This is a genomic window from Nodularia sp. LEGE 04288 (assembly GCF_963896525.1).
GTDB lineage: Bacteria > Cyanobacteriota > Cyanobacteriia > Cyanobacteriales > Nostocaceae > Nodularia.
The window spans coordinates 1-17,717 of record NZ_CAWQOY010000150.1 but is presented as its reverse complement, the minus strand read 5'-3'; the positions used below and the strand labels follow the sequence as shown (position 1 = coordinate 17,717).

The 17,717-nt window shown below is 43.6% G+C and carries 21 protein-coding genes; 19 read left to right on the top strand and 2 right to left on the bottom strand.

Annotation, left to right across the window (positions count from 1 at the left end):
- Positions 1-40: 40 nt before the first annotated feature.
- The 11 genes from infA (at position 41) to prfA (ending at position 6,422) form a co-directional block, all read left to right on the top strand.
- Positions 41-265 (top strand): translation initiation factor IF-1, encoded by a 225-nt coding sequence (gene infA, locus AACX33_RS21875; RefSeq protein WP_006196724.1) that lies wholly within the window; start codon positions 41-43, stop codon positions 263-265.
- A 116-nt stretch (positions 266-381) separates the two neighbouring features.
- Entirely contained in the window at positions 382-495 is a 114-nt protein-coding gene (rpmJ, locus tag AACX33_RS21870; protein WP_006196723.1) for a 50S ribosomal protein L36, read from the top strand.
- Between the two features lie 113 nt (positions 496-608).
- A complete protein-coding gene (rpsM, locus tag AACX33_RS21865; RefSeq protein WP_063873734.1) occupies positions 609-989 on the top strand; it encodes a 30S ribosomal protein S13 in 381 nt (126 codons plus the stop codon).
- 54 nt (positions 990-1,043) lie between these two features.
- The gene (gene rpsK, locus AACX33_RS21860; protein ID WP_006196721.1) at positions 1,044-1,439 is read left to right on the top strand and encodes a 30S ribosomal protein S11; all 396 of its coding nucleotides are present in this window, start codon (positions 1,044-1,046) and stop codon (positions 1,437-1,439) included.
- A gap of 267 nt (positions 1,440-1,706) precedes the next feature.
- The gene (locus AACX33_RS21855) at positions 1,707-2,654 is read left to right on the top strand and encodes a DNA-directed RNA polymerase subunit alpha (RefSeq protein WP_194001737.1); all 948 of its coding nucleotides are present in this window, start codon (positions 1,707-1,709) and stop codon (positions 2,652-2,654) included.
- 33 nt (positions 2,655-2,687) lie between these two features.
- Positions 2,688-3,038 (top strand): 50S ribosomal protein L17, encoded by a 351-nt coding sequence (rplQ, locus tag AACX33_RS21850; RefSeq protein ID WP_089090549.1) that lies wholly within the window; start codon positions 2,688-2,690, stop codon positions 3,036-3,038.
- A 66-nt stretch (positions 3,039-3,104) separates the two neighbouring features.
- Positions 3,105-3,992, top strand: coding sequence for a tRNA pseudouridine(38-40) synthase TruA (truA, locus tag AACX33_RS21845; protein WP_194001734.1), 888 nt, complete (start codon positions 3,105-3,107; stop codon positions 3,990-3,992).
- A gap of 12 nt (positions 3,993-4,004) precedes the next feature.
- Positions 4,005-4,463, top strand: coding sequence for a 50S ribosomal protein L13 (gene rplM, locus AACX33_RS21840; RefSeq protein WP_194001732.1), 459 nt, complete (start codon positions 4,005-4,007; stop codon positions 4,461-4,463).
- Positions 4,463-4,879, top strand: a complete 417-nt coding sequence (gene rpsI / locus AACX33_RS21835) for a 30S ribosomal protein S9 (protein WP_194001730.1) — start codon at positions 4,463-4,465, stop codon at positions 4,877-4,879. The genes rplM and rpsI overlap by 1 nt, the downstream gene beginning before the upstream one ends.
- Before the next feature lie 110 nt (positions 4,880-4,989).
- A complete protein-coding gene (rpmE, locus tag AACX33_RS21830) occupies positions 4,990-5,229 on the top strand; it encodes a 50S ribosomal protein L31 (RefSeq protein WP_006196715.1) in 240 nt (79 codons plus the stop codon).
- A gap of 95 nt (positions 5,230-5,324) precedes the next feature.
- Entirely contained in the window at positions 5,325-6,422 is a 1,098-nt protein-coding gene (prfA, locus tag AACX33_RS21825) for a peptide chain release factor 1 (RefSeq protein ID WP_194001728.1), read from the top strand.
- Positions 6,423-6,432: 10 nt separating this feature from the next.
- Here the strand turns inward: prfA and AACX33_RS21820 are convergent, their stop codons facing one another.
- The gene (locus AACX33_RS21820) at positions 6,433-6,879 is read right to left on the bottom strand and encodes a hypothetical protein (RefSeq protein ID WP_194001727.1); all 447 of its coding nucleotides are present in this window, start codon (positions 6,877-6,879) and stop codon (positions 6,433-6,435) included.
- A 190-nt stretch (positions 6,880-7,069) separates the two neighbouring features.
- On the opposite strand from AACX33_RS21820, the gene AACX33_RS21815 reads away from it, so the two are divergent.
- From AACX33_RS21815 to AACX33_RS21780, 8 genes are all read left to right on the top strand, one after another.
- Positions 7,070-7,432 (top strand): helix-turn-helix domain-containing protein, encoded by a 363-nt coding sequence (locus AACX33_RS21815; RefSeq protein ID WP_194001725.1) that lies wholly within the window; start codon positions 7,070-7,072, stop codon positions 7,430-7,432.
- Positions 7,433-7,752: 320 nt separating this feature from the next.
- Entirely contained in the window at positions 7,753-10,431 is a 2,679-nt protein-coding gene (locus AACX33_RS21810; RefSeq protein WP_194001723.1) for a DNA methyltransferase, read from the top strand.
- Between the two features lie 154 nt (positions 10,432-10,585).
- Positions 10,586-11,398 carry an Rpn family recombination-promoting nuclease/putative transposase gene (locus AACX33_RS21805; RefSeq protein WP_194001721.1) on the top strand — a complete coding sequence of 271 codons (813 nt, stop codon included), beginning with the start codon at positions 10,586-10,588 and terminating at the stop codon, positions 11,396-11,398.
- A gap of 162 nt (positions 11,399-11,560) precedes the next feature.
- Positions 11,561-11,767: an Rpn family recombination-promoting nuclease/putative transposase gene (locus AACX33_RS21800; protein WP_194001719.1), complete on the top strand. Its 207-nt coding sequence runs from the start codon at positions 11,561-11,563 to the stop codon at positions 11,765-11,767.
- Positions 11,768-11,870: 103 nt separating this feature from the next.
- On the top strand, positions 11,871-13,565 hold the full coding sequence (locus AACX33_RS21795; protein WP_194001942.1) for an ABC-F family ATP-binding cassette domain-containing protein: 1,695 nt from the start codon (positions 11,871-11,873) through the stop codon (positions 13,563-13,565).
- A 177-nt stretch (positions 13,566-13,742) separates the two neighbouring features.
- The gene (gpmI, locus tag AACX33_RS21790) at positions 13,743-15,341 is read left to right on the top strand and encodes a 2,3-bisphosphoglycerate-independent phosphoglycerate mutase (protein ID WP_194001717.1); all 1,599 of its coding nucleotides are present in this window, start codon (positions 13,743-13,745) and stop codon (positions 15,339-15,341) included.
- 87 nt (positions 15,342-15,428) lie between these two features.
- The gene (secG, locus tag AACX33_RS21785; RefSeq protein WP_194001715.1) at positions 15,429-15,662 is read left to right on the top strand and encodes a preprotein translocase subunit SecG; all 234 of its coding nucleotides are present in this window, start codon (positions 15,429-15,431) and stop codon (positions 15,660-15,662) included.
- An 18-nt stretch (positions 15,663-15,680) separates the two neighbouring features.
- Entirely contained in the window at positions 15,681-16,466 is a 786-nt protein-coding gene (locus tag AACX33_RS21780; protein WP_194001713.1) for a peptidase, read from the top strand.
- A gap of 78 nt (positions 16,467-16,544) precedes the next feature.
- Here the strand turns inward: AACX33_RS21780 and AACX33_RS21775 are convergent, their stop codons facing one another.
- Complete coding sequence (locus AACX33_RS21775; RefSeq protein WP_194001711.1) at positions 16,545-17,513, bottom strand: orange carotenoid protein N-terminal domain-containing protein; 969 nt, start codon at positions 17,511-17,513, stop codon at positions 16,545-16,547.
- Between the last annotated feature and the right edge of the window lie 204 nt (positions 17,514-17,717).

Genomic DNA, 17,717 nt, shown 5'->3' with positions numbered 1-17,717 from the left:
CTGAATAAATAGGAGATTGTTGCATTGAGGAAAAAACAAATTGTCTAAGCAAGATTTGATCGAAATGGAAGGCACTGTCACTGAATCCTTGCCCAATGCGATGTTTCGCGTTGATTTGGACAATGGATTCAATGTCCTGGCACACATTTCCGGTAAGATTCGCCGTAATTACATCAAGATTTTACCTGGCGATCGCGTCAAAGTTGAGTTAACTCCCTACGACCTCTCAAAAGGTAGAATCACCTATAGACTGCGGAAAAAATAGTTATATGTCCAAAATCTTACCATAAAACCATCTTTTTGGGTTCTACCCAGTTACTTAAGTGAATTAATTTCCCTAAAAATGCTATAATTTACTATTTGGAGTCAATTAGAAAAGGCATGAAAGTTCGAGCCTCAGTCAAGAAAATGTGTGAAAAATGTAACGTGATCCGCCGTCGCGGTCGCGTTATGGTGATTTGCGTGAATCCCAAACACAAACAACGCCAAGGCTAACACTCTGACACATCAAAGAGTGAAAACACAGATAAATCACCATTAAAGGCTACAAAGGCAATTAATCACGCCTTTGTAATAGTAACTGCGATAACAATAGGGAGAAATTAATTGTGGCACGTATTTCCGGAGTAGACCTTCCACGCGATAAGCGCGTTGAAATTGGTCTGACTTATATCTACGGAATTGGGTTAACAAGGTCTCTGGAAATTTTAGCCGCTACAGGTGTAAACCCAGATACCCGCGTTAAAGACTTAAGTGATGCTGACGTAGCAGCCCTGCGCGGCGAAATCGAAAGCAACTATCAAGTTGAAGGTGACTTACGGCGTTTAGAAGCCATGAGCATCAAGCGCTTGGTTGATATTGGTTGCTACCGTGGTCGTCGTCACCGCATGGGCTTACCAGTTAGAGGTCAAAGAACTCGGACTAATGCTAGAACCCGTCGAGGGAGAAGGCAGACAGTGGCTGGTAAGAAGAAGGCTCCAGGCAAATAAACTTTCAACCCTTGCTCGTCAAAGCAAGTTTTACCTTAGATTAACTAAACAAATATGGCAAGACAACCAACTAAAAAAGGCGGGAGCAAAAAGCAGAAGCGCAACGTACCCAACGGGATGGCCTACATCCAGTCTACTTTCAACAATAGCATTGTCACCATTACCGATCAAAATGGCGACGTGATCTCTTGGGCTAGTGCTGGTTCAAGCGGTTTTAAGGGAGCCAAAAAGGGAACTCCCTTTGCAGCACAAACCGCAGCTGAAAGTGCAGCCCGTCGGGCGATGGATCAAGGGATGCGCCAAATTGAAGTCATGGTAAGTGGCCCCGGAGCCGGTAGAGAAACCGCGATTCGGGCAATCCAAGGAGCAGGACTGGAAATTACCCTGATTCGGGATATTACCCCGATTCCTCACAATGGTTGCCGTCCACCCAAGCGCCGCCGAGTTTAAATGCAACCTGTTTGTTAGGCATTGAGTCTACAAATTGTTTCAAATGGCTTGAGCAAAGAGAAGCAAGTCAGCTCTTCCTGTCGGGAGGGCTGCTAAACTTCAAACTAACCAAAATAAATAATGATTTTCCCTGAATAGGGTGATCAAACTAGACTGCCATTAAAAACTGGCAGTTGAATCTACCTAGCGAAAGCTAGGGAAAAAAAGTAAATTGGGGAGGCAATTGATTTGCCTGCTAGCAGCACCTTAAAGAAGGGAGGCTAATCCGTGGCGCAGTTTCAAATTGAATGTGTAGAGTCTAATACTGAGGAAAGTCGGAGCCATTACAGTAAATTTGTGCTGGAACCTCTAGAGCGTGGTCAAGGAACAACAGTTGGCAACGCGCTGCGGCGGGTTTTACTGTCGAATCTAGAGGGGACAGCAGTTACAGCAGTGAGAATTGCCGGTGTCAGCCACGAGTTTGCTACAGTTCCGGGTGTGCGGGAAGATGTGCTGGAAATCCTCATGAAAATGAAGGAAGTAATCCTCAGAAGCTACTCTTCTCAACCCCAGATTGGTAGATTACTCGTTAACGGGCCAGCAACAGTCACTGTGGCTCATTTTGATTTGCCCAGTGAAGTAGAAGTCATAGACCAAACCCAGTATGTCGCTACCCTAGCTGAGGGTGGCAAGCTGGAAATGGAATTTCGGATTGAGAAAGGCAAAGGATATCGCACAGTAGAGCGAGGACGCGAAGAAGCCACTTCCTTGGATTTTCTGCAAATCGACTCGGTATTTATGCCAGTACGGAAAGTTAACTACAGTGTCGAAGAATCCCGTGGTGAAAGCTCAATTACCAAAGATAGACTGCTGTTAGAAGTTTGGACAAATGGCAGTATTTCGCCCCAAGAAGCACTATCATCAGCAGCTGGTATTCTGGTAGAGCTATTCAATCCATTGAAAGATATTTCACTGGAACCAACAGAAACAGGCGCTGAAGTCCCAGACGACCCCACCGCCCAAATTCCTATTGAAGAGTTGCAACTTTCTGTGCGGGCTTATAACTGTCTCAAACGCGCACAAGTTAACTCTGTGGCTGACTTATTGGATTTCACTCAAGAAGACTTGTTAGAAATTAAAAACTTTGGTCAGAAGTCAGCAGAAGAGGTCGTTGAAGCTTTACAGCGTCGTTTAGGTATTACTCTGCCCCAAGAAAGAGGCACTAAACACACATAAGTCCCAACTTTTACTCATTCATAGTCCATTATTATGCGTCACCGTTGTCGAGTCAAAAAACTCAGTAAACCAGCTGACCAACGCCGCGCCCTCTTGCGAGCGTTGACCACAGAGATCATCCGTCATGGTCGAATCACCACAACTTTAATTCGAGCTAAAGTTGTCCGTAGTGAAGTTGAAAAAATGATCACCCTAGCTAAAAACGGCTCCTTATCAGCACGTCGGGAAGCTCTGGGTTATATCTACGACAAGCAACTAGTTCATGCTTTATTTGAGCAAGCTCCGACTCGTTATGGCGAACGCCAAGGCGGTTATACCCGCATCATGCGTACCGTTCCGCGTCGGGGAGATCAGGCGAAAATGGCAATCATTGAGCTAGTTTAGTTCATTGGACATCGGTCATGAGTCATTAGTTAATGACAAAGACAGATACCAACAGACAAAATCTGTATGTTAGAAAGCCACCAGCCTACCGAAACTCATCGAGTCGCCCTCGTAATTCAATACTTGGGCACTCACTTTTGCGGCTGGCAAAGACAAAAGCAGCATCGTACAGTTCAAGAAGAAATTGAAAAAGCGATCGCTACGGTTCTTGGCTATCATGTGACTTTACATGGTGCTGGGCGAACCGATTCTGGAGTTCATGCAGCTGCTCAAGTAGCCCATTTTGAAGCCACAGGATTCATCCCACCTCACAGGTGGGCATCAATTCTGAATAGCTATCTGCCTCAAGATATACTAATAAGGGCTTCAGCTGCTGTAGATAATCGTTGGCACGCGCGTTTTAGTGCTGCCTATCGCCGATATCGCTACACGATATACACTGAAGATCGGCCGAACTTGTTCGCTAGACCCTTCAGTTGGCATTATTATTATGCACCCCTGGATGAATGCTTAATCCAAGCTGCCCTCGAACCCTTGATGGGGAAGCATCATTTGGCCGCATTTCACCGTGCAGGTTCCAAGCGATCGCATTCTTGGGTAGAGGTGCAAGCAGCAGAATGTCATCGTAGTGGGCCATTTCTTCATATTGAAATTCAGGCAAATGGATTTTTGTATGGCATGGTACGGCTGTTAGTAGGGATGCTGGCACAGGTAGGCTCCGGTAAGCTGACACTTGCTGGCTTTACCGAACTCTGGCAAGAAGAACACCGCGAAAAAGTCAAATACGCTGCCCCTCCCCAGGGTTTGTGTTTGTTAAGAGTAGGCTATCCAGATTTTCCTTTTTCCCCAGAGATTTGGTACGAAAACCTACCTAAATTGGTCTTTCCTACAGATATTCCTCTGGAATATGCCCAAACAGAAACCGTTTACCTCAATTCCACACCACTCTTGTAAAACAAAACTCTAATGACAACAAAAACATACCTTCCTCCTCAAGCAACCCTTGAGCGTGAGTGGTACGTAGTAGATGCCACTGATAAACGCCTCGGCCGCCTGGCTACCGAAATCGCCATGATTTTGAGAGGCAAAAAGAAAGCCGAATTTACTCCCCACATGGACACAGGTGACTTTGTAATTGTCATCAATGCCGAAAAAATAGCAGTTACAGGCAAAAAGAGCAGCCAAAAACTGTACCGTCGCCATTCAGGCCGTCCCGGCGGCATGAAAACAGAAACTTTTGCTAAACTGCAACAACGCCTACCAGAACGGATATTAGAACACGCCGTCAAAGGTATGCTCCCTAAAAATAGTTTGGGTAAGCAGTTGTTCACCAAACTCAAAGTCTACGCTGGGCCGACTCATCCCCACGAAGCGCAAAAACCCAAAGAACTAAAAATTAATACAATTCCTGGAGAAGAAAATTAATGGTAGTAGCAGATAGCAATAGCGGTCGCGCCGTATATTGGGGTACTGGTCGTCGTAAGTGTGCAGTAGCACGCGTCAGATTGGTTCCAGGTGAAGGTAAGCTGACTGTCAATGGCAAGGATGGCGAATTGTACTTTCAATTCAACGCCAACTACCTGGGAGTGATTAGAAACCCTCTAGAAACTCTGGGACTAGAAAACGAATATGACATTTTGGTGAAAGCTGAAGGCGGCGGCTTGACAGGTCAAGCTGATTCTATTCGTTTAGGAGTTGCTCGCGCCCTGTGTCAATTAGACCCAGATAATCGCCCACCTTTAAAAACCGAAGGCTACCTGACTCGCGATCCCCGTGCCAAAGAACGGAAGAAATATGGTTTGCACAAAGCCCGCAAAGCACCTCAGTACTCCAAACGTTAAGTCAATTTTGGATTTTGGATTTTGGATTTTAGATTGTAGTCTGATCCAAAATCTCAAACTCCCCAGTCCCTTCTAAAAGATATAATTGATATAGGATAACGACAAAAAACATGGCTAAACCTGATATTCATCCCCAATGGTATCCAGAAGCTAAAGTGTACTGTAATGGTCAAGTTGTTATGACTATTGGCTCCACAAAGCCAGAATTGCACGTAGACGTATGGTCTGGAAATCACCCTTTTTATACTGGTACTCAGAAGCTGATTGACACTGAAGGTCGAGTTGAACGCTTCTTGCGTAAATACGGTATGAGCAGCACTCAAGCCACAGAAGAAACTCAAGAGAAGTAGCGGTTTGGCTCTGCTGTTAACGACGACCCTGCAACTGCTGGGTCGATTGTCATTTTTGGGCGAGCCAATTTGTTATTTTAAGGAGCGCATTTGTCATGGCTGAATCATACTTACTAGATAAACTTAAATCTGTTGAACAAACCTTTCATGAATTAACCCGTCGTCTGGCTGATCCGGATACTGCTAGCAATCCTGATGAGTATCAAAAAATTGCCAAGTCGCGTTCATCTTTGGAAGAGGTAGTAAATACCTACGAAACTTGGAAAATTGCTACTGAAGAATTAGCAGGAGCGCGTCAGGTATACAAAGAGGCCAACAGTGACCCAGAGTTGCATGAAATGGCAGCTTTGGAAGTTAATGAATTAGAAGAAAAATTAGAGCATTTAGAAGCTCGCTTGAAGGTGTTGCTGTTACCCCGTGACCCCAACGATGAAAAGAACATCATGTTGGAAATTCGCGCTGGTACTGGCGGCGATGAAGCGAGTATTTGGGCTGGAGATTTACTGCGGATGTACTCCCGCTATGCTGAACTCCAGCATTGGAAAGTCAAACTGGTGAGCGAGTCACTGGGAGAAATGGGCGGCTTTAAAGAAGTAATCCTGGAAATTCAAGGTGATAGCGTTTACAGTCAGCTGAAGTTTGAAGCGGGAGTACATCGCGTCCAGCGTGTACCAGCAACTGAAGCTGGGGGAAGAGTTCACACCTCTACCGCCACAGTAGCAATTATGCCAGAAGTGGACGATGTGGAAATTCACATTGATCCCAAGGATATTGAAATGAGTACAGCTCGTTCTGGTGGTGCTGGTGGACAAAACGTCAACAAAGTAGAAACGGCTGCTGACTTATTCCACAAACCCACAGGTATCCGGATTTTCTGTACGGAGGAACGTAGCCAGTTGCAAAACAAAGAACGGGCGATGCAAATCCTGCGGGCAAAACTGTACGAAATGAAGTTAGCCGAACAACAAGACGCTGTAACTTCCATGAGGCGATCGCAAGTTGGTACAGGATCAAGATCAGAAAAAATCCGTACCTATAATTATAAAGATAACCGCGTTACCGACCACCGTCTAGGACAGAATTATTCTCTAAATCCTGTCTTAGAAGGCGAGTTAGAAACAGTGATTCAATCTTGTATCTCTCAAGACCAGCAAGAACGCCTAGCAGAGTTAGCAACTTCTAGTTCTAACTAAGTTTTGGCTGTTACACCTCGGAGAAAACCGCAGCTAGTTCTGTAGCTTTCAATGCATAGAGGCGGTTTTCTAAGGCGGTGCTGAGTGCATCAAAGATTTCATTGAGATAATTGTAATATGCAAATTCGTACTGGATGAGGTAATTTAACTTCTTCCATTCTTGCAAGCTTTGGCAGTAGGAAATTAATTTTTCCACATCTGCTTGCCAACGTGCAAAAATTCGATAGCTGAAAAAGCTGCTGCACACGTTACCTTTTGCATCCCAGTAGGAAATACACACCTGATGCTTGAGATAACGGATTTTTTTGACTTCCTTAACGTCATAGCCTTTAACTTTCAGGGCTTCTTTAACTTCAGCGTCTGAAATGTTCCATTGATCTGGTTTAATCTTATTAGAGGCTATGAGGTTTCGACCTTGACGGCGATATTTTTTAACCTTACGTGGACTGCGGAACATGATGCACCCTTGATTTGATTGGCAGCAAAGCCGAAAAGTCTAGTTGCGTAGTTATTTCTAGGTTAAAATGAGAATTGCTACCTTGTAATTATTTTAAGATACCAGCAGCAATAAACCTTGTCAAGATAAAAGTAAAATTTTAATAATTGCTTACTTACCTTGTAAACACAGTTGGCTAGCTATATAAGCAGTGAAAATTGAAAGCAGAGAAAAACTTGTAGAAATCATCAAATTAGCTCGTGGTTCCATGAGTCAACGAGCCTTTGGCAAACTCTTGGGAGTTTCTGCTACTGCTGTTCAGTTGTGGGAAAAAGGTGTGAATGTGCCAGATACCGACTATTTGGCGAAGATAGCCGCCAGAGCGGGCTATACGCTACAAGAGTTAATCACCTGCTTAAATGGCGAGCCAATTCAAGAAATTTCCGATATAAATTTGATTTTGAGACAAATCAAGTATATGCCTTTGAGTCAAGTGGCTCAGATTGTGCGCGCTGTGGCGGATAGATTAGAAACTGTGGCTGAAACATCTGAGGATGAGGCCAAGGCTAGTTAATTTGCATTTGCGGATTATTTGATCTCACGCAGAGGCGCAGAGGCGCAGAGAGTATAGAGTTGAGAATGGTCGATTTTTTGACGTTGCTGATTTCAAATATGAATTTGTTTCACGCAAAGGCGCATTCGGCGAAGCCGTTCCCGAAGGGTAGGCGCAAAGATACGAAGAAGAAGAAAGTTTATTTTGGCATTTCATACTTTGATTCAGCAACGCCGATTTTTTAGTGTGAAAAATTGCTATAAGAAGAAATTTTTTCCCATTGGTCTTGATTAATACATAACATAGGAATTGCTAACACTTAGGGTAATTCCCAATTCAACATGGCAGCAGCGACACCTGAAAGTCTGAATAAGTTTGTGAGCTTTTGTCAGCAGCACATCAAGGGACAGGAAAGGAAGGAAGCGCAAACGTTTTTAGACCGCTTTTTTCGGGCTTTTGGGCATGAAGGGGCGCTGGAAGCTGGGGCGAGTTATGAGGAAGCGATAAAAAAGAGTAGCAAGACGGGTAAAACGGGTTTTGCTGATTTGGTCTGGAAACCCCGCGTGTTGATTGAGATGAAGAAGCGCGGGGAGGAGTTGAGTAAGCATTATTCCCAGGCTTTTGATTATTGGACGCGGTTAGTACCAGACCGTCCGCGTTATGTTTTACTGTGCAATTTTGACGAGTTTTGGATTTTTGACTTTGATATTCAGCTAGATACACCTGTAGATAAAATATCCCTGGAGCAACTGCCAGAAAGGGCGGGGGCTTTTGCGTTTATGGAGTTTGGCAACAAAACTCCTATTTTCAATAATAACCAGGTGGAGGTAACAGAACGGGCAGCGCGTCGCATGGGTGAGTTGCTGCTGGAACTGGAAAAGCGGGGAATTGAGAAGTTGACAGCGCAGCGCTTTATTTTGCAATGTGTGCTGGCGATGTTTGCTGAAGATAGGCAACTTTTACCCCGTGATATGTTTATTTCCTGCGTTCAGGATTGCATGGCTGGGGCGAGTTCTTATGATGTTTTGGGTGGTTTATTTCGGGAAATGAATCTGCTAGGAAAAACGCCAGCCGGACGTTATCAAGGTGTAGATTATTTCAATGGTGGGTTATTTTCTCAGATTCAGGCGATTGATTTGACAAGGGAAGAATTAAATTTTTTGGATGTCTCAGCTAAGGAGAATTGGAGTCAGGTACGTCCGGCTATTTTTGGGAATCTATTTGAAGGAACGGTAGATAAAAAAGAGCGTCACGCCAAGGGGATTCATTACACCTCGGAAGCGGACATTATGAAAATTGTTCGCCCCACAATTAGCCGTTATTGGGAAGATAGAATTGATGCGGCTGGCTCAATTAAGGCACTCTCTCAACTGCAATTAGAATTACAAAGTTATCGCGTACTTGACCCGGCTTGTGGTTCTGGTAATTTTCTCTATATAGCGTATCAGGAACTGAAAAGAATTGAAACTTTACTATTAGAGAAGTTACAACAGCGGGGAAAATCAAAAGATAAGCAAATGCTGATGGGTTTGGTGACTCCTCTGCAATTTTATGGGATGGATACAAATCCCTTTGCGGTGGAATTGGCGCGGGTTACATTGATGATTGCGCGGAAGATTGCGATTGATAATTTACAATTAACTGAGCCGGCTTTACCTTTGGATTCTTTGGATAAGAATATTGTTTGTCAGGATGCGTTATTTAGTGAATGGCCAAAGGCTAATGCAATTATTGGTAATCCGCCATTTTTAGGTGGAAAGCATATGAGAATAGCTTTAGGTGATGAATATATAGATAAAGTTTTTCAACGTTTTCCTGATGTTAAAGATTCTATAGATTTTTGTGCTTATTGGTTTCGGTTAGCTCATGAACATATTGATGAAAAAGGTAGAGTAGGTTTAGTTGCGACAAATTCAATCAGTCAAGGTAAAAGCCGAGTTGCAACTTTAGACTATATTACTCAAAATAATGGTTATATTCATGAGGCTGTTTCTACACAACCTTGGTCTGGTGAAGCTAAGGTTCATGTAAGTATTGTTAATTGGTGTAGGGTTAAACCAGAAAAATATTATTTAGATAATCAGATAGTTTCACAAATCAATTCTGCACTGAAATCTAGTATTGATGTTTATCAGGCTGTGCGATTAAAGGCTAATCTTAATAAATGTTTTCAAGGTGTAATTCCTGTAGGGGAAGGTTTTATAGTCACGGAACAGCAGGTAAGCGATTGGATAAAAGCTGATTCCCATAATGAAGAAGTGCTAAAACTTTTTTCTATGGGTGCGAATTTAGCCAAAAATCCTCATGGTAAGCCTGAAAGATGGATTATTGATTTTAATGATAAGAGTATTGAGGATGCTAGTGATTATAAATTACCATTTGAACATATAAAAAAAACTGTTAAACCACAAAGAGATAATAATAGAGATGCTAAAGCAAGACAATATTGGTGGAAATTCTTGCGCCATCGTCCCGAAATGAGAACCGCAATTTATTCACTATCATTTTATTTGAATGTACCCAGAGTTTCTAAATGGGCGATATTTATTCCCGCACCTTTAAATTGGCTACCTGGTGATAAATCAGTTGTCATAGCTACGGATGATTTCTATATCCTGGGTATTCTTTCATCTAACATCCATCGTACTTGGATGCACGCCCAAAAATCAACTTTAAAAGCAGATATAGCATATACTCACAATACCTGCTTTGAAACATTCCCCTTTCCCCAAACCCCCGACGCTAAATTAGTCCAACAAATTCGCGCCAAAGCTGAAGAACTCCATCAATATCGCACCCAACAAATGGAGTCGAAACAGTGGGGAATAACTACACTATATAATAAATTCTTTAACGAACCCAGCAGCCAACTTTATAAACTGCATGAACAGTTAGATAAATTGGTAATGCAAGCCTATAACTTTAAAATCAAAGATGATATTTTAGAAAAATTGCTGACGTTGAATAAAGAGTTAGCTGAGAAGGAAAAACAAGGTGAAACCGTCATTAGACCTTGGTGACCAAGTTAAAATATAAGAGAGTTTCACGCAAAGGCGCAGAGGCGCAAAGGTGAGGATTTAAGTTTTCTCTAACCTCAGCGTACCTACCCTGCGGGAACGCCTAACGGCGAATGTGTTAACCTCTGCGATACTCTGCGTTAAAAACTTCATCCTTATGAAAACAGACAGCATCTTTTATCGCCTATTTCAAGAATTCCCTAGTATCTTCTTTGAATTGATTGGTAATTCTCCTGAAGAAGCTAATAGCTATCAATTTTCCTCAGTTGAAGTTAAACAAACGTCCTTCAGACTTGATGGTGTTTTTCTACCTATACAAACAGTAGAAAACCCAATTTATTTTGTGGAAGTCCAATTTCAAGCCGATGGTGAAATTTATTCACGACTGTTTGCGGAAGTATGTTTGTACCTCCGACAAAATCAACCCCAAAATGACTGGGGTGCTGTGGTACTATACCCAACCAGGAGTATAGATACAGGAAGTATTAAACATTACCGTGAATTTTTCACAAGTCAGCGAGTTAGGCGGATTTATCTGGATGAATTAGGTGAATCTACGTCGCTACCCATTGGCATTGCTACTATTAAGTTAATCATTGCTAACGAAGATCAAGCGATCGCACAAGGTAAAGAGTTAATCGACAGAACCAAACAAGAAATTAACTCACAGCATAAACAACAGCAATTATTACAATTAATAGAGACAATCTTGGTTTACAAATTACCCCAAATGAGCAGGAAGGAGATAGAAGCCATGTTTGGATTAAGCGAGTTGAAGCAAACCAGATTTTATCAGGAAGCCTTTCAAGAAGGCGAGGAAGAAGGCGAACGCAAAGGCGAACGCAAAGGCAAATTAAAAGCAGTTCCACCAATGTTAGCCGCAGGATTAACTGTAGAGCAAATAGCCGCAGCTTTAGAACTGAGTGTAGAAGATGTCAGACAGGCTACACAAAAACCTGATAATGACTAATAAAACCTCAGCGTACCTACCCTGCGGGAACGCCTAACGGCGAATGCGTTAACCTTAGCGCCCCTCTGCGTTAAAAATTACATCATTCATAAGTGTTTGCTCAAGTATGCTTATATCTCGGACAAAATCAACACCAAGAAGAACAAGGAGGACATATAAGTAATGTTTGAATTAAGCGAATTAAAGCAAACTAAAGTTTATCAGGAAGCCTTTCAAAAAGGTGAGGAAGAAGGCGAACGCAAAGGCAAATTAAAAGTAGTTCCACCAATGTTAGCCGCAGGGTTAACTGTAGAGCAAATAGCCGAGGCTTTAGATTTAAGTGTAGAGGATGTCAGACAGGCTACACAACAGCAGCCTGCTAGTGAATAGAGAGGGTGCAAAAAAGCATAAACTTGAGTTAATTTTTGTTAATATTGGAGACGGTGTTAGTACTTCGTCCTTAACTACCCATACCCTACCTGAGAGAAACTTGATGCTGCGACTAGAACATATCAGTAAAATTTATCCTACAGGCGAAGTTCTCAAAGATATCAACTGGGAAGTCAAACCAGGCGATCGCATTGGCTTAGTCGGTGTCAACGGTGCGGGAAAATCCACCCAGCTAAAAATTATCACCGGGGAAATTGAACCCACCGCCGGCGAAATCATTCGTCCCTCCAGTTTGCACATAGCCTACCTCAACCAAGAGTTTGAAGTAGATCCCGGCCGCACGGTTAGAGAAGAATTTTGGATCGTCTTTGAAGAAGCCAACAAAGTACAAATGTCGCTGGCGCAAGTACAACGCGATATGGAAACGGCTACTCCAGAAGAACTGGATAAACTGATTGATAAACTAGATCGCTTACAGCGTCAATTTGAAGCCTTGGATGGCTATAACTTAGACGCACGCATCGGGAAAATCTTACCAGAAATGGGGTTTGATTCCGAAGATGGCGATCGCCTCGTCAGTGCTTTCTCCGGTGGTTGGCAAATGCGGATGAGTTTAGGTAAAATTCTGCTGCAAAAACCCGACTTATTACTACTGGACGAACCGACTAACCACTTAGATTTAGAAACCATTGAGTGGCTAGAAAATTACCTCAAAAATCTCAATACTCCAATGGTGATCGTTTCCCATGACCGGGAGTTCCTTGACCGCCTCTGCACCCACATTGTAGAAACTGAACGTGGTGTTTCTACTACCTACCTGGGTAACTATTCAGCATACTTAGAACAAAAAGCTGAAAATCAACTAGCACAACTGAGCGCTTACGAACGCCAGCAGAAAGAACTAGAGAAACAGCAAACATTTGTTGATCGATTTCGCGCCAGTGCGACTCGCAGTACCCAGGCGAAAAGCCGGGAAAAACAACTAGAAAAAATTGAGCGCATTGAAGCACCTGTGGCGGGAATGAAAACCCTGCACTTCCGCTTTCCTCCAGCACCCCGCAGTGGACGAGAAGTAGTAGAGATTAAAGATTTAACTCATGTCTATGATGATAAAATCTTATTCTTAGCCACAAATCTCTTAATAGAAAGAGGCGATCGCATTGCCTTTCTCGGCCCCAACGGTGCGGGTAAATCTACGCTTTTACGCGTGATTATGGGTATGGAACCACCCACAGAAGGCAGCGTGCAAATAAGCGAACACAATGTGATTCCCGGTTACTTTGAGCAAAATCAAGCCGAAGCTTTGGACTTACAGAAAACAGTCATGGAAACCATCCATGATGAAGTCCCCGACTGGACAAACGAAGAAGTCCGCAGGCTTTTGGGACAGTTTTTGTTCACAGGTAACACTGCATTTAAGTCAGTAGATGCATTAAGTGGAGGCGAAAAAGCTCGTTTAGCATTAGCTAAAATGCTGTTACGTCCAGCCAATCTGCTGATTTTAGATGAGCCGACTAACCACTTAGATATTCCAGCCAAAGAAATGTTGGAAGAATCGTTACAGAACTATGATGGCACAGCGATTGTAGTTTCCCACGACCGCTATTTTATCTCGCAAGTAGCCAACAAAATCGTCGAAATCCGCGACGGTGAATTCCGTGTCTACTTAGGAGATTATCATTATTACCTGGATAAAATTGCCGAAGAAAAGGAACAAGCTAAGTTAGCTGCAATAGCCGCCGAAAAAGCTGCGAAGAAAGCTGCTAAAGCTGCCAAGTCTTCTGGAAAAGGGAAATGATAGAACTGCCTAGTAGTGGCCTGAAAAGGTCACTACTAACTAATGGCTAATTTTCGATAAGTCAAAAATACAGATAACAGTTATTAGAAGATTAAGTTAATCAGCAGAAATTCACTTGCACTGGTGATTAGCAGTGGTATCATGCGGATATTACAAAAAGTAAAGGGCAATTTTACTATGACCAAAGCACCTGTTGCTCCTGTGGTGCTAGTCATTTTAGACGGGTGGGGCTACTGCGAGGAGAAGCGAGGAAACGCGATTATCGCTGCTAAAACTCCCATTGTGGAAAGCTTATGGACAGCTTACCCGCACACCCTCATCAGCACATCAGGAAAAGCCGTAGGGTTGCCAGAAGGACAGATGGGCAACTCGGAAGTGGGTCATTTGAATATTGGCGCTGGGCGAGTAGTACCTCAAGAATTGGTACGCATCTCGGATGCGGTGGAAGATGGTTCTATCCTCAAAAACCCAGCACTTGTCAAAATCTGCGAGAAAGTTCGCTCAGGGAATGGCAAGCTGCACCTAGTGGGGCTTTGTTCTGAGGGAGGGGTACATTCTCATCTCAGCCATCTCTTCGGACTACTGGACTTAGCCAAGGAACAGGAAATTTCACAAGTGTGTATCCACGCCATCACCGATGGTCGTGATACTGCCCCCACAGAGGGTATAAAAGCAATCAAGCTATTGCAGGAGCAGCTAGACGATAAAGGCATTGGGCGCATAGTTACCCTCAGCGGTCGTTACTACGCGATGGATCGGGATCACCGTTGGGATCGGGTGAAACTTGCCTACGACGTGATGACACAAAATGGTGCGGTTGATGGTCGTCAGGCTGTGGAAATTTTGTCAGCATCTTACGCTGAAGGTGTGAAGGATGAGTTTGTCAATCCAGTCCGCATTGCCCCTGGCGCAATAGAATCAGGGGACGGTGTGATATTCTTCAACTTCCGCCCAGACCGCGCTAGACAGCTGACTCAAGCTTTTGTCAGCCCCAAATTCACAGGCTTTGAAAGACAGCAAATTCAGCCGTTGTCCTTTGCTACCTTTACTCAATACGATTCAGAACTACCAGTGGCTGTAGCTTTTGAACCGCAAAATTTGAGTAATATTTTAGGGGAAGTAGTTGCCAATAATGGCTTGCAGCAGTTTCGCACGGCTGAAACAGAAAAATACGCCCACGTCACCTATTTCTTTAATGGGGGACTAGAGGAACCTTTTGCTGGGGAAGACCGAGAACTTGTAAGTAGTCCAATGGTCGCAACTTACGACAAAGCCCCTACAATGTCAGCAGAAGCAGTTACAGATGTGGCGATCGCTGCGATTAAAAAAGGTGTCTACTCTTTAGTGGTGATTAACTATGCTAACCCAGACATGGTAGGGCATACTGGTCAAATAGAAGCCACGGTGACAGCGATTGAAACAGTAGATCATTGTTTGGGTAGATTACTCACCAGCATCAGCAAAGCCGGTGGCACAGCGATGATTACGGCTGACCACGGTAACGCCGAGTATATGCTAGATGAAGAAGGTAATCCCTGGACAGCTCACACGACTAATCCAGTCCCCTTCATCTTAGTGGAAGGAGAGACGATAAAAATCCCTGGACATGGTACCAATGTTGTACTGCGAAGCGATGGCAAGCTAGCCGACATTGCACCCACCATTCTAGAGATTTTACAGATCCCCCAACCGTCAGAAATGACAGGGCGATCGCTATTGACACCAGCCGGATATGAAGTGGAACCCACTCGGACTCCCGTGGAAGCTGGGATGTAAACAAGCTTAGGAGTGAAGAGTTTTCTCACTCCTAGTTTTCGACTTCTCGTACCAATTTGAAATTTGTTATAAGAGAGATTCTTAACTATGACAGCTACTAGTATTGTGCAAATCGTTTGGGCCCTTTCTGCTTTAGGTTTAATTATTTTGGTGCTGTTACATAGTCCTAAAGGAGATGGAATTGGTGCCATTGGTGGACAAGCCCAATTATTCAGCAGCACCAAGAGTGCAGAAGACACCTTAAACAGAGTTACCTGGGCGCTGACAGTCATGTTTATGGGTTTCACCGTCGTTTTAAGTGCCGGTTGGCTACCTAAGTAAAAATAGGGGAATAGGATAATGGGCAAAAAAATTCAATACCCAAAACCTAAAACCCGCAAACATTTAAATATACAACGGTTTCTAGCAGTCCTCGCCTTATTAATTGGTGCAGGGCTGCTAGTTATTTTTACTCACCTGCCATCTCATGCTGTCATTCAAAGTACTTCTATCTCCCCATCGCCCCATCCCCTACCGCCCACATTAGCGCAATGGCAAGATGATACAAGCAGTGGGGATTACTTTTCCCAAGTGGAAAAAACACAGGTAGGTTATTTAGTTTGGTCGCAATTTCCGATTAAAGTATACGTAGAGATACCACAAGAAGAGAGTAATACCCAGGCTCAAGCATGGTTTAGTAGTGTCTTACAGACTGTGCAAGAATGGAGTGCTTATTTACCTTTGGTGGTAGTGGAACAGCCGGATATGGCTGATATTAATATTTTGCGAAAAGCGCCGCCGCTGCAATTTTCTCGTGGTGACAATTTTCCCCGTGCGCGTTCTGCACAAGCTAGTTTTGAACTATACACCAAAAATAATATTTCATACCACCGCTTCACTATCTTATTGAGTCCTAGCCAAACAGGTGTATTTCTACAAGCAGCCGCCCGCCATGAACTCGGTCACGCTTTAGGAATTTGGGGACATAGTGATTTACAAACAGATGCTTTATACTTTTCCCAAGTTCGCAACCCTCCGCCGATTTCTCCCAGAGATGTGAATACTCTCAAGCGGGTTTATGAACAGCCGACGAGTTTAGGATGGTCTGTAAACAAATCCGAAAAACTCAGATCCCCGACTTCTTGAAAAAGTCGGGGATCTTTGGACTTGAAACTTATATTTGAGAAATATTTTAGTAGGATAGGCAATGCCTACCCTGTTTGATTAAACGCGACGCAGATTTAGCAGTTCTTCAGGAGAAGCCAGCATATCAATTGCTACGAAGAAAATTTTGCCTTCGGGATTGATTAAGAACCGCCAAGCAATATTCATTCCCACAGTCACACCAAACCAGGGAGTTTGGACAACACCTGTAATTTTAAGTTGCTTAGAACCATCAGGCTGATCTTCACAGATACCTTGTTTTGGCATCATGTTCAGTCCTTGGGCTTCTTCGCGCATATATTTCGCGATCGCTTCAGGACCTACAATTGGTTTTTGGAATGGTGGTTGTAGCGCACCTTCAGCAGTAAACAGACTAATAGCTTTATCAAAGTCGTCAGCATTCATCGCTTCAATATAGCTCAGTACAGCAGGCTCTGTAACGCCATCAATTTTGACTGAGGAGATAGATGGAGAAGTCCGAGCAAATGCAGGTTCATCAGCAGCCTTGGGATAGCTACTTGGCCCCAAATCAGAGGTATCAAATCCCATATTGACTACAGTGTTCCGTAGCACTGTAATTTGCTGACCTGGATCAAGTTTCTTAGTTGCGTCTAGGACTACTTGTACACCAGGAGTCATTTGATAACCACTGGGGATAGGAGCAACTACACCCTGCTTCATCAATTCGCCCAACTCGTACCAAAAAGCCAGCTTGGTATTAACACTGAAAAACCCATAAGAACGGCTGATGGGAGCGTCAGCACGATTAGCAAGATCCCGCATAACTTGGGTTTGCTCTTCAGGGGACATTTTCCGAATTTGGTTGAGCAAACTTTCTGCTAGTTGCAGGCGTGCGGCTCCAGGCGCTGCGGGAGTAATTGTCTTACCCATTTCAGTGTAGGCGTACCAAAGATATGCCAATTGGTCATCTGTACCGAGTTGATCGAACAGCGCGATGGTAGCGGGAATCGGGCTGGGAACTTGAGTATTAGAGAAGATATTCTGAGCGGACTGAATAGTTAAAGCCATATTCAAAATTAACCAGAGGTTTAGCTGTGATGTAAAAAATTGTAAAATACAGCATAACTTTTGTAAAGTTATTTAATTAAAACTTGACATACTTCTGTAAAAGTAACATCTCATACAGTATTCTTAGCAAAAAACGCCAGAAATTTAGGCGATTCATCGCGATCGCCTAGAAGAAGCAGGGGAGCGGGGAGCAGGGGTGCAGGG

What these genes read in the sequence shown, in the direction of transcription:
- rpmJ (WP_006196723.1), top strand. Translation starts at nt 382, where the DNA reads ATGAAAGTTCGAGCCTCAGTCAAGAAAATGTGTGAAAAATGTAACGTG.
- rpsK (WP_006196721.1), top strand. Translation starts at nt 1,044, where the DNA reads ATGGCAAGACAACCAACTAAAAAAGGCGGGAGCAAAAAGCAGAAGCGC.
- rplQ (WP_089090549.1), top strand. Translation starts at nt 2,688, where the DNA reads ATGCGTCACCGTTGTCGAGTCAAAAAACTCAGTAAACCAGCTGACCAA.
- truA (WP_194001734.1), top strand. Translation starts at nt 3,105, where the DNA reads ATGTTAGAAAGCCACCAGCCTACCGAAACTCATCGAGTCGCCCTCGTA.
- rplM (WP_194001732.1), top strand. Translation starts at nt 4,005, where the DNA reads ATGACAACAAAAACATACCTTCCTCCTCAAGCAACCCTTGAGCGTGAG.
- rpsI (WP_194001730.1), top strand. Translation starts at nt 4,463, where the DNA reads ATGGTAGTAGCAGATAGCAATAGCGGTCGCGCCGTATATTGGGGTACT.
- rpmE (WP_006196715.1), top strand. Translation starts at nt 4,990, where the DNA reads ATGGCTAAACCTGATATTCATCCCCAATGGTATCCAGAAGCTAAAGTG.
- prfA (WP_194001728.1), top strand. Translation starts at nt 5,325, where the DNA reads ATGGCTGAATCATACTTACTAGATAAACTTAAATCTGTTGAACAAACC.
- AACX33_RS21820 (WP_194001727.1), bottom strand. Translation starts at nt 6,879, where the DNA reads ATGTTCCGCAGTCCACGTAAGGTTAAAAAATATCGCCGTCAAGGTCGA.
- AACX33_RS21810 (WP_194001723.1), top strand. Translation starts at nt 7,753, where the DNA reads ATGGCAGCAGCGACACCTGAAAGTCTGAATAAGTTTGTGAGCTTTTGT.
- AACX33_RS21805 (WP_194001721.1), top strand. Translation starts at nt 10,586, where the DNA reads ATGAAAACAGACAGCATCTTTTATCGCCTATTTCAAGAATTCCCTAGT.
- AACX33_RS21800 (WP_194001719.1), top strand. Translation starts at nt 11,561, where the DNA reads ATGTTTGAATTAAGCGAATTAAAGCAAACTAAAGTTTATCAGGAAGCC.
- AACX33_RS21795 (WP_194001942.1), top strand. Translation starts at nt 11,871, where the DNA reads ATGCTGCGACTAGAACATATCAGTAAAATTTATCCTACAGGCGAAGTT.
- gpmI (WP_194001717.1), top strand. Translation starts at nt 13,743, where the DNA reads ATGACCAAAGCACCTGTTGCTCCTGTGGTGCTAGTCATTTTAGACGGG.
- secG (WP_194001715.1), top strand. Translation starts at nt 15,429, where the DNA reads ATGACAGCTACTAGTATTGTGCAAATCGTTTGGGCCCTTTCTGCTTTA.
- AACX33_RS21780 (WP_194001713.1), top strand. Translation starts at nt 15,681, where the DNA reads ATGGGCAAAAAAATTCAATACCCAAAACCTAAAACCCGCAAACATTTA.
- AACX33_RS21775 (WP_194001711.1), bottom strand. Translation starts at nt 17,513, where the DNA reads ATGGCTTTAACTATTCAGTCCGCTCAGAATATCTTCTCTAATACTCAA.